This window comes from Nodularia chucula CCY0103 (genome assembly GCF_963923915.1).
In the GTDB taxonomy this organism is placed as follows: domain Bacteria; phylum Cyanobacteriota; class Cyanobacteriia; order Cyanobacteriales; family Nostocaceae; genus Nodularia; species Nodularia chucula.
This window is the reverse complement of sequence record NZ_CAWUOL010000140.1, coordinates 1-8,778: the sequence shown is the minus strand read 5'-3', so window position 1 is coordinate 8,778 and position 8,778 is coordinate 1. Positions and strand designations below refer to the sequence as shown.

Below are 8,778 nucleotides of genomic sequence, written 5' to 3'. Positions count from 1 at the left end.
TCTTTACAAAACTTTACAACGTGTCCCATTTTGCACGTATCTCGGCGGACACCCAACCATTGCTATGAAATAAAATTTGTCATCATAATTTATATATTTTCCCCTATTTTTGAGATTGTATAACTCTAGAATTTCAGCCGATTGCAGCTATGCTGGTCTTAATTTCCGTCATGCGGCTACGCCGTCAGCATCATTTAACTGATGTTGATATAATTTTCCCGTTTTGGCTACGCCATCATTATCATTTTATTGCTGCTGATTATCCCCCTCAGCACTCCCAGCTACGCTGGTTGTAATTTTCGTAATGCGGCTACGCCGTCAAGGTCATTTATTAGATATTGATATATTTCTCTTGTTTTGGCTACGCCATGATCATCATTTTACTGATGCCATTTACCTGATGCTGATTTTCCCTTTGACCACTCCCGGCTACGCCGCCACCGTCATTTAAATACTGATATTATTCTCCCATTCCGGCTACGCCATTATCATCATTTATTAAAAGCCGATCTACTTTTCATGTCCGGCTACGCCGTCTTTATATTCATCCGATGCCGACGTTAGCTGACTGTTGCAGCTAACTCTTGCTAACCATAGCCTTGTCCCTTCAGCTACGCCCTCGTAGTAATTCAGCTTACACTGATATAATTATTATGTTTCATCTACGCCGTAATTGTCCTTTAACCAACCTGAATGCCCCAAAACTCCTTCCCCGACTCTTCCTCCGTACCCCCGCCCTCAAGCCTCTCCTACCCCCCGCTAATGGGCTAGAAGCCAGCCATGCTTTTTAGCTAACGCTAAACCTCGCTTTGCTCGGACAGCAGGCTGGTTCAAGGGGGACACCCCCTTAAAAAACCCCCCGCACTCTTCCCCCAATTTATCCCCCAATTATGCCCCGTCGCAAGCAGTCCAAATCACTCATCCGCAACCACATTTATTCTATCCGGTTAAGTGACATCGAACTGGACTTAATTCGCATCAAATCACAAGATGCTGGCATCTCAGCCAGTGAAATGATTCGGCGCAACGCATTGATGCGTCCACTACCCAAACGCCTAAGTAAAGTTAGCATCCAAACATATCGTGAATTAGGACAAATCGGTAACAACCTCAACCAGCTTGTCAAAGCCACAAACACCGCCATAAAAATTGGACATTCACCACCAGCCCAACCAGAACTGTTACAACAACTTCTAGAACTGTTACATCAGTGCAGACGAGACATTGCCTCCTTTGACACAGAATCCGACGACTGGGAAGAATCCGAAGAAGAGGAAGAAGATGATTGGGAAGCAGATTAAAGGTAGAGGTTTTCGCAAGCTCTTAGATTATTTAGAATCGCGCACAGATGCCCAACTGATTGGCGGTAACATGAGTGGCAGAAATGCCAGAGAATTAGCACAAGAATTTCGCCTATCTCGACAACTCAATTCACAAGCAGAACGAGTTGTTTATCATGTCTCCCTATCAGCAGCCAAAGATGACCAACTAGATGATGAAAAATGGAGTGAAATTGGCTCTCGCTACATGAAAGAGATGGGTTTTGATGCCAATCAATTCGTTATCTTCCGCCACCATAACACCGACGACGACCATATACACATTACCGCCAGCCGAATCAGGATGGACACTGGTAAACTTGTCCATGATTCCTGGGATTATGTTCGTTCTGAAAAAGTCCTACGACAAATCGAAATTGATTATAATTTAGTCCAAGTCCACGGCAGTAAAGAGAAGCTGAAGCGCACACCCAGCACCGGACAAATTAGACGCATCCGACGAGAACAAGAAGAATTTGAATTGGGACAACGTGACTCCCCCCCCAAACGCACCACCAAAGAGGAAATTCAGTTTTTAATTGATTACGCGTCTTTTGACCATCCCCAAATGCCAGAATTTATCATGATCTTACAGTCAGCAGGCATTAATGTTCGGTCAGGATTTACCAGAAATGGGAAGTCCAAAGGAATTTCCTACGAAAAAGATGGACAAGCATTTAGTGGCACACAATTGGGTGCAGCCTACACCTTCCCTGGACTACAAAAACATAAAAAAATTGATTACCAACCACAACGCGACGACCAACGCATTCAGCAATTGTTATTAAATCCAGTTAAATCCTTACCAATTGACCCACCACAGCCAGCGCTTGAAATTGTACAACCAGAAACTAAACCTCAGTTTACGCCCCCAGCAGAAGACGAAAGCCTATGGCCTACATTAAAAAATTACCTGACTGAAAAACGTGGCATCTCATCTGCATTTGTGGAAGCATTACATGACCAGGGGTTGACTTACGTAGACCAGCAGCAAGCTGTTGTGTTTATCAAATGGGATTTAGATCGTGAAAAGTCAGGCGCACTGATATGGCATACCCGGAGCCAAGATAATCTCACTGTTGAGTATGACAAAACTACCAAACCCTCACCGGGTTGGTTTCATTTGAGACTGGGTGGCAAGCCAGGGGATAAAATCGAGAGAGTATTCTTGTGTGATACCCCCATTGATGCACTGTCATGTGCAGAGATGGACATGATAGCACATAAAGGGTTGCCACCAGTGAGAACAATGTACATGGTAGTGGATGACCCAAATAACTTGCCAGTAGAATATTTCAAAACTGCTAACAGAATTGTGCTGGCATTTAATAATAATGCTCAGGGTCATGAAACCGCCCAAGTAGTTAAGAAAATGCTGCCTGTGGCTGAAAGAATTGCACCTGAAGGACTGACCTGGAATCAGATGATTTTGGAACGGCGACGGCAAAAGCAGTTGGAAGTGCAACGGCAAAGACAGTTTGACGATGAACTAAGTTTGTGATCCTAAAGTGCAGACTGAAATCGTTGTTGCGATTTCCTTCCGTGGGCGCGGAGCGCACAAAGGAGGCAGCGAGCGAGCGCTTAGATGAAGCGGTTGCTCAAAAGGACATGAAGAAACTGTTTGAGCCAACTAGGGTAGCCGTCGAGATACCCAACTAAATCCACTTACCTGGTCATTACCACTCTGCTGTCGTCACCGAGAGCGCAACGAGTTCTTCAATTTTGAAAACCTGCTTTCAAAAAATAGTTGATGGACTCATATGTATTACTTTTGTAGTTTTAAGTATTCTTTTGGGAAACGACTATTCTTGAAAAGAGAATTTTGGCTCAAAAAACTTGACAAAGTTTTTTGCGTACTGTGCGTAGTCAACGATTTTAAAAAATGTCACAAATTAGCCACCCAAATAACATAAAGCTACCATAAGTTCATCATAAAAGCATTACAAAATTCTTCTAGGAAGTGCTGAGAACTACTTCTAATTTACACAGAAATGCCACAGCTTTTGTTATTTTTATCTGAGAATTAACACAGAAATTACACAAAATTTTTCAGGGTTACTGATGTGTTTTATTACCTAAATTTCCCCTACTCAAACCTGTCAATATCGTGCAGCCAAAATGGATTAGTTAGGCTGTACTGCTTTCAAGACCGAGCTACTACAAAACCTGCTTTTATATATATAGATTTGGCAATCGACGCATTATAATGACATTCATCTCCTTGGAAATGTAGTTACCAAATCGCTCACGCAATAGAACTGGAACTTCATCTGGTGAAACTTCTTGAAATCCTGCTTGTTGATAAAACGAATGCAGATGTTGCCACGGAATACAATAACAAACTTGCTCAACCAGTTCCTTGGCACAGAACTGAAGTAGCTGTGTACCAACGCCTTGACGCTGAAACGGAGCTAGAACCTGCATACCTCGAAGCACAAAAAACTCCGTCTCTGGACACAAGCGTACTGCACCTATAATTCTTTCCTCTAATTGAGCAATGAATATCAAATCTTCCTCACTTATGGGTCCACCTCCATAACCACACTGACTGTAAAAAACTCTAATGGCTTCAGTATTGTGCGGTTTTGCTTTGCTAATTTTTAGCATATTGCTTACGGAATATAACTTTTTACAACTTAGCGAATATCGTTACTGACTTGAAATGCCTTGAATTGTTAATCACTCAACCTTCTTTCCGTAGGCATAAATAAAATACTTATCTGTAACCTTTACATCAGCCTGAAAACCTGCTTTATTTAACTTTTCTTGCAGTTCATCAGGTTGATAAAAAACTTTGACAATCTGATATTCTTGATTATTATTTAATTTCCGGGTTATATATATATATTCGTCGTTTTCTAAAATATGATTGTTAGCTGTAGATGTAGGTTCAAAGCGAGAGTCAATAATAAATACTTGTCCACCAATACAGACAGATTGATAAACTTTTGCCAAAAAAGAGTCTACTAATATTGGCGGTATATGAGATAGCCAAAATGCAAAAAACACCAAATCGTATTCTGTATCAGGTTGCCATGTAAATAAGTCAAGTTGCCGATATTCAATAATCGGAGAATTTAACTTAGAACGGTTAATTGCAATTACTTCTTCAGAAGCATCCAGTGCAGTAATTTTATTACTAATCTTTAAAAGCTCCTGTGTCCAGATTCCTGTGCCACTGGCTAACTCTAAAACATTATTTATATTTCCATTTTGCTGTACTGCACGTTGAAGAACAGCTATTTCATTAAACCAACGCTGGTTGTTTTCTTCGCCACGGTCATAGCGTCCTATCCTATAAAACCACTCATCATACTCATTTGCTCTAGCGCGGTAATACTCAATTTGTTGCTGAAGAATATTATCTTTCATCATCTTTTTATCTTATGGGTTATACGTTTAGATTACTTACTAATTTGTTGCTCAACTTAATTTTTATATACCTCAAAAAGTCGATAAATTTCTATATTTAATGATACTTCAGGATAATCCCCTGACCAATATCTCCCGCTTGTCCTAATGCCCCAGCCGCCCGATGATAAGCAGTAGAAACAGTAGAACTGTAACGTGCTGAGGCTGTTTTACGTCTTCGTTCACTTTACGTCAGTGGTGATTGGCATGACTATTGGCGCTTTCATCAACAACTTGAACGTCAACGTCATCATTTATCTGTATATCAAGGTGGCATTCCTTTGCTCAAAGGTGTCTCTCAAGCTCGTTGCTCTACTACTCCACCACCAATAGCAATAGTTGTTTGACCTCCTCCCAAGTCTTCCTAAAAGAGCCGCACCCAATTAAATTCCAGATGAACGAGCCTCGTCTACTTTGAGGGTGGTTCCTGTAATGAACTTAGCATCATCTGATATTAAAAAGCTAACCGTTTTGGCGAGTTCTGCATAGGTAGCTGGACGACCCCACATCAAATCATCAGGAACGTTCCAGCCTTCTAATTCTTCAAGGTTATCGGCAACAAAGAAAGGCGCGATCGAGTTCATGCGAATATGATCAGCCCGATATCGCTTGGCATAGAGTTTGGTGAATCCTTCCATTGCGGCACGAAGTGTTCCACTGAAAGGAGTTCCAAGTGTTGGTTCTTGAGAATCGCTTGCGGAAATGTTAACGATCGCACCACCCCCAAGTTGACGCATCGGTTCTGTCACCAGTTTTGCGATGCGAACCACGCTCAGAAACAACATCTCAAAATTCTCGCACCACATCTCATCAGAAATGTTGAGTAAATCAAGGCGCGGTGGATCACCAAAACTATTTACGACCGCATCAATTCGACCAAACTTATCCAATGTGGTCTGAACTAATCGCTCTAAATCTTGCAGTTTAGACATTGAACCTTGTACAGCAATTCCGCCAAGTTCTTGTGCTAAATCTAAAACACTTTCACTTCGCGCCATCAATGCAACCGTATATCCTTGAGTCGCTAAGTGCCGCGCACACCCTGCACCAATTCCACGACTCGCTGCCGTTACAATGACAATTTTCCTCGCATTCATCTTTATTATCCCCCAAGACTAACCTCAAATCAGGATAACCTTTGATTTAGAAATACAAGCGACACTTCCTTAGTCTGCCTGCTCATGCGGACGCTATGGTTCAATTAATGGATGAGTATGCGCTCGACCCAATGGGTGGTGGTAAAGGTCTGTCCGACTACGTTAAAGCAAATCTAGGAGCATAACTTGCAAAAAGATTTGCGGCTCATGTCATTCTCGCCTTTTTCGATGCCGAACCCGCAGGGCTTGTTGTCTGCTTAGAAGGATTCTCTACCTTCGCGTGCAAGCCATTACTTAATATTCACGATGTCATTGTTGCTTTACCTTACCATGGTAGAGGCTTGTCTAAACTGCTGCTACAGAAAGCGGAGGAGATCGCTTTCGGTTTGGGCTGCTGTAAACTTACGTTATGTCTGGTTTACAGTTCCTGATGTACCGTAGGTGTCACCTAAAATCTGTTTGCGTCGTTTTGCTTCTCCCATTCGGCTATAACCTATATCATCACAATTTTAAATAAAACAGCAGCCTCGGACAAAAACCAACAGTACCAATTGACGCATCACCAGTTATCTTTAATTGTAATGGGGTAGGTAAATCAACTCACTTATGACCCGAATCATCGCAATCTTTAACCAAGCGGGAGGAGTGGCTAAAACCACCATTACCCAAAACCTGGGCTACCACCTAGCACAACTGAATCATCGCGTCCTGCTCATCGACATAGACCCCCAAGCTTCCTTAACCATTTTTATGGGCTTGGTTCCAAGAGTTTTAGAGCAAACCGTCAACACTGCCATTGTGGATGAACACCCCCTGCCAATTCATGAGGGAATTCATGGCATGGATTTAGCCCCTGCCAACATCTCTCTCAGTACAGCAGAAATGCAATTGGTGAGTGCTTCCATGCGCGATTTCCGACTCAAAGAAGCTATCGAACCAATTGAATCAGATTACGATTTCATCTTAATAGATTGCCCTCCCAGCTTAGGGCTGTTAAGTTACATCTCCCTTGTAGCTGCCACCCACGTTCTCGTACCCCTAGAAACCCATTTCAAAGCCTTTGAAGGCACAAGCGAACTATTAAAAACAGTCGCTACAGTCCGCAACAAACCCAACCGCAAACTGCAAATAGCCGGATTTGTCCCCACCAAATACGATGCCCGTAACTCCCAAGACACTCGTACCCTAGCAGCCATCACCGAACAACTAGCGTTCGCTGGAACAGTCTTTCCTCCCATTCCTCGTTCCACTGCCTTTGTTGATGCTTCAGAAGAGCGAAAGCCCCTGGCAGTTTACGAACCAAAGCACCCATCTGTAGCCATCTTAAAAAAAATAGCCGTTAGCTTAGAATCCTTACAATGAGACGCACTAAAAGCACCCAACCCCTCAAAAGTAAAATTGAAGTTCCTTGGGACACCACAGACATCAAGAATGCCGATTCTTCTCAATCCATGCCCTTAGATCAGATAAATCTGCCACCGACACAACCGCGCCGTTACTTTGACTCCGAAGCATTAAAGCAGTTAACCGAATCCATCAAACAGCATGGCATCCTGCAACCCCTGCTGGTACGTCCCCTGGATGGAGAAAAACACGAATTAGTAGCAGGAGAGCGCCGCTATCGTGCTGCCAAAGAAATCGGACTAAAAGTTGTTCCCGTTGTCATCAGAGAATTAGACGACAACGCAGCTTTTCAACTGGCACTGATAGAAAACTTACTTCGAGAAGACCTGAACCCAGTCGAAGAAACTGAAGGCATTCTGCAACTGCTGGCTTACAAACTCAATCGAAACATTGAGGAAATTCCCACCGCACTTTATCGCTTACAACGCGAACAGAAAAAAGCATCCACAGTCCTCCATAACGTAACTGGCAAGGAAAAAGTCGAAGGTGAAGCATCTACCCATAACGTTATGGGCGAAGTCAAAAGTGACTCAATAACCAACGTAGCTGGCAAGGAAAAAGTTGAGGGTGAGACATCTACCGATAACGTTATGGGCGAAGTTGAAAATGACTCAATAACCAACGTCACTGGCAAGGAAAAAGTCGAAGGTGAAGCATCTACCCATAACGTTATGGGCGAAGTCAAAAGTGACTCAATAACCAACGTAACTGGCAAGGAAAAAGTCGAGGGTGAGTCATCTACCCATAACGTTATGGGCGAAACAGAAAAAGATAACTCAGTCATCAATCAGGAGCCACCCGTAAACCCAGACCTAAAAATTGTTTCGGAAGTATTTGATAGCTTAGGGTTAATGACCTGGGAATCTTTCGTTAAGAACCGCCTGCCCTTATTAAACCTGACATCAGACATCCTTGAAGCACTAAGAAGAGGCGACCTGGAATACACCAAAGCCAAAGCCATCGCCCAGATTCAGGATAAAGAAGAGCGTCTTGTCTTTTTAGAACAAGCTATTGCCCAAAACTGGTCTTTAAGCGAAATCAAACAGCGCATTACTGAAAAGAAAACCCCAACCTCTACCCCAAAAACCGAGTCTAACGATTACAAAGATCGCTTTAATACTGCGACCACCAAGCTAAGAAAATCGCGGATTTGGTCAGACCCAAAAAAACGCAAACAGATAGAAAAATTGTTGGCGCAACTGGAGACGCTGACCCAAGTTGAGTAACCTGATTAAAACAGGGTGTCGGGTGTAGGGGATGGGGTGTAGTTCAAGACTGTTTGTTCCAGACCCGTTCAAGGTACAAGCCCCTCAATTTATTGATGGGTCATAAAAAAATGTAGTTCGAGACGCGCAGCATGAGAAATAAACTTATCCGAAAATTAGGTTTTTACCCTTGCTGTACAAAGGTTTGATGCTCATTGGCGGATATGTCTAATACAACCCCCTGATTTGACCTCCCTAATTTGAATTATGCAATTCCCCTCACCCTAACTCCTTTCATCTACTCAACCCCAGATGTAGAAAGCAGAAGAGTGAAATATTTTT

At 42.8% G+C, this 8,778-nt stretch carries 10 protein-coding genes and 1 pseudogene; 8 read left to right on the top strand and 3 right to left on the bottom strand.

Translation table 11 applies throughout. The features are described from left to right. Window positions 1-149: 149 nt before the first annotated feature. The 4 genes from ACM0OP_RS23090 to ACM0OP_RS23075 all read left to right on the top strand — a co-directional run bounded on the left by ACM0OP_RS23090 (window position 150) and on the right by ACM0OP_RS23075 (window position 2,820). The gene (locus ACM0OP_RS23090) at window positions 150-296 is read left to right on the top strand and encodes a hypothetical protein (RefSeq protein ID WP_414530747.1); all 147 of its coding nucleotides are present in this window, start codon (window positions 150-152) and stop codon (window positions 294-296) included. An 8-nt stretch (window positions 297-304) separates the two neighbouring features. After that, window positions 305-451, top strand: coding sequence for a hypothetical protein (locus ACM0OP_RS23085; RefSeq protein WP_414530746.1), 147 nt, complete (start codon window positions 305-307; stop codon window positions 449-451). Between the two features lie 439 nt (window positions 452-890). After that, window positions 891-1,301 carry a plasmid mobilization protein gene (locus ACM0OP_RS23080; RefSeq protein ID WP_414530745.1) on the top strand — a complete coding sequence of 137 codons (411 nt, stop codon included), beginning with the start codon at window positions 891-893 and terminating at the stop codon, window positions 1,299-1,301. Then, complete coding sequence (locus ACM0OP_RS23075) at window positions 1,282-2,820, top strand: relaxase/mobilization nuclease domain-containing protein (protein WP_414530744.1); 1,539 nt, start codon at window positions 1,282-1,284, stop codon at window positions 2,818-2,820. The genes ACM0OP_RS23080 and ACM0OP_RS23075 overlap by 20 nt, the downstream gene beginning before the upstream one ends. 671 nt (window positions 2,821-3,491) lie before the next feature. Here ACM0OP_RS23075 and ACM0OP_RS23070 read toward each other — a convergent pair. Then, complete coding sequence (locus ACM0OP_RS23070; RefSeq protein ID WP_414530743.1) at window positions 3,492-3,926, bottom strand: GNAT family N-acetyltransferase; 435 nt, start codon at window positions 3,924-3,926, stop codon at window positions 3,492-3,494. Window positions 3,927-3,998: 72 nt separating this feature from the next. Then, a complete protein-coding gene (locus ACM0OP_RS23065; RefSeq protein WP_414530742.1) occupies window positions 3,999-4,694 on the bottom strand; it encodes a class I SAM-dependent methyltransferase in 696 nt (231 codons plus the stop codon). A gap of 194 nt (window positions 4,695-4,888) precedes the next feature. Between ACM0OP_RS23065 and ACM0OP_RS23060 the strand changes: the two are divergent. Continuing rightward, window positions 4,889-5,077 (top strand): annotated as a pseudogene (locus ACM0OP_RS23060) (ISKra4 family transposase); the annotation flags it as partial. Between the two features lie 36 nt (window positions 5,078-5,113). On the opposite strand, the gene ACM0OP_RS23055 reads toward ACM0OP_RS23060, so the two are convergent. Beyond that, a complete protein-coding gene (locus ACM0OP_RS23055; protein ID WP_190732357.1) occupies window positions 5,114-5,827 on the bottom strand; it encodes an SDR family oxidoreductase in 714 nt (237 codons plus the stop codon). A gap of 212 nt (window positions 5,828-6,039) precedes the next feature. On the opposite strand from ACM0OP_RS23055, the gene ACM0OP_RS23050 reads away from it, so the two are divergent. From ACM0OP_RS23050 to ACM0OP_RS23040, 3 genes are all read left to right on the top strand, one after another. Further along, window positions 6,040-6,258, top strand: a complete 219-nt coding sequence (locus tag ACM0OP_RS23050) for a GNAT family N-acetyltransferase (RefSeq protein ID WP_414530748.1) — start codon at window positions 6,040-6,042, stop codon at window positions 6,256-6,258. Window positions 6,259-6,433: 175 nt separating this feature from the next. Then, a complete protein-coding gene (locus tag ACM0OP_RS23045) occupies window positions 6,434-7,189 on the top strand; it encodes a ParA family protein (RefSeq protein WP_414530741.1) in 756 nt (251 codons plus the stop codon). Continuing rightward, entirely contained in the window at window positions 7,186-8,457 is a 1,272-nt protein-coding gene (locus ACM0OP_RS23040) for a ParB/RepB/Spo0J family partition protein (protein ID WP_414530740.1), read from the top strand. Before ACM0OP_RS23045 ends, ACM0OP_RS23040 begins: the two co-directional genes overlap by 4 nt. Window positions 8,458-8,778 lie beyond the last annotated feature (321 nt).